The sequence below is a fragment of the Pseudomonas sp. P5_B2 genome (assembly GCF_056400445.1).
Genome location: NZ_JBFULH010000802.1, coordinates 1 through 1,623, shown reverse-complemented (window position 1 = coordinate 1,623; position 1,623 = coordinate 1). Strand labels below are relative to the sequence as shown.

Sequence of the window (1,623 nt, the reverse complement as noted above, 5' to 3'; positions counted from 1 at the left end):
TCGACTGACACTCCGTCTTCGCGAGCAAGCCCGCTCCCACATTAGATCGCGATTGAATCAGGTGCCGGCGATCAGCTGCCGTGCCGCCTGGCTGTGATCAGCAATCAATCCTTTGAGATCCAGCCCTTCAACCTGCCCATCAACCACTCGCCACTTGCCGCCGATCATCACCCGATCCGCACGATCCGCGCCGCACAGCAGCAACGCCGATACCGGATCATGGCTACCGGAGAAGCGCAGCTCATCCAGTTTGAACAGAGCCAGATCCGCCTGTTTGCCGACTGCCAGCTCGCCGATATCGGTACGACCCAGCAAGCTCGCCGACCCTTTTGTCGCCCAACCCAACACCAGTTCCGGGGTGATCTTCTCGGCGCCATATCGCAGGCGCTGAATGTAAAGCGCCTGGCGAGTTTCGAGCATCATGTTTGATGCATCGTTAGACGCCGAACCGTCCACACCCAGCCCGAGCAACGCGCCCGCTGCCGTGAGGTCCAACGTTGGGCAGATGCCGGAAGCGAGGCGCATGTTCGAACTTGGGCAATGGCAAATACCGGTACCGGCAGCGCCGAGGCGGGCGATTTCATCGGGGTTGAAGTGGATGCCGTGCGCCAGCCACGTACGCGGGCCGAGCCAGCCGACGCTGTCCAGATAATCCACGGTGCGCAGGCCGAAGCGTTGCATGCAGAAGTCTTCTTCGTCGAGGGTTTCGGCCAGGTGCGTGTGCAGGCGCACGTCGAGTTTGTTGGCCAATTCAGCACTGGCGGACATGATTTCCGGGGTCACCGAGAACGGCGAGCACGGCGCAAGGGCGATCTGGATTTGCGCACCGTCACCGCGTTCGTGGTATTCGGCGATCAAGCGCTGGCTGTCGTCGAGAATCACTGCGCCTTCCTGCACCGTCTGCTGCGGTGGCAGACCGCCGTCCTTTTCGCCGAGGCTCATGGAGCCGCGCGTCAGCATGGCGCGCATGCCCAGTTCGCGCACGCTTTCGACTTGTACGTCGATCGCATTTTCCAGGCCTTCGGGGAACAGGTAGTGGTGATCGGCGGCAGTGGTGCAACCGGACAGCAGCAACTCAGCCAGCGCGACTTTGGTGGCGAGAGCGAGTTTTTCCGGGGTGAGGCGGGCCCAGACCGGGTACAGGGTTTTCAGCCACGGGAACAACGGCTGATTGACCACCGGCGCCCAGGCGCGGGTCAGGGTTTGATAGAAATGGTGATGGGTGTTGATCAGCCCCGGCAGGATCACATGCTCGCGGGCGTCGAAGACTTGTCCACAGGGGGCGGACGGTTGCTGGCCGGCGGCGAGCACTTCGACGATCACACCGTCTTGCACAACCAGGCCGCCACGGGCATCGAGGCCATTGGCAGTGAAGATCGCGAGGGGGTTTTTTAACCAGGTACGGGATGCAGGCATGTTGGCCGGCTCCTCTGAAAGTTGGGTTCAGGGTTGCCAGCTCAGTGATTACCCTGTCTGCTGATCCAGGATCGCCGCGGGGGCGAGGTGCGGAGTTTCGGACAAAACACAGCGCCGGGCAAGCCCGACCCGACCAGACAACACAAATCCCTGTGTGGAATGATCCCTTGTAGGAGTGAGCCTGCTCGCGATGACGGTGTGTCAGAC

1 protein-coding gene is annotated in these 1,623 nt (G+C 61.8%); it reads right to left on the bottom strand.

Annotated features, from left to right (window positions below; all coding sequences use genetic code 11):
• Positions 1-57 precede the first annotated feature (57 nt).
• Positions 58-1,416 carry an 8-oxoguanine deaminase gene (locus tag AC1DRJ_RS26940; protein ID WP_477804830.1) on the bottom strand — a complete coding sequence of 453 codons (1,359 nt, stop codon included), beginning with the start codon at positions 1,414-1,416 and terminating at the stop codon, positions 58-60.
• Positions 1,417-1,623: the final 207 nt, after the last annotated feature.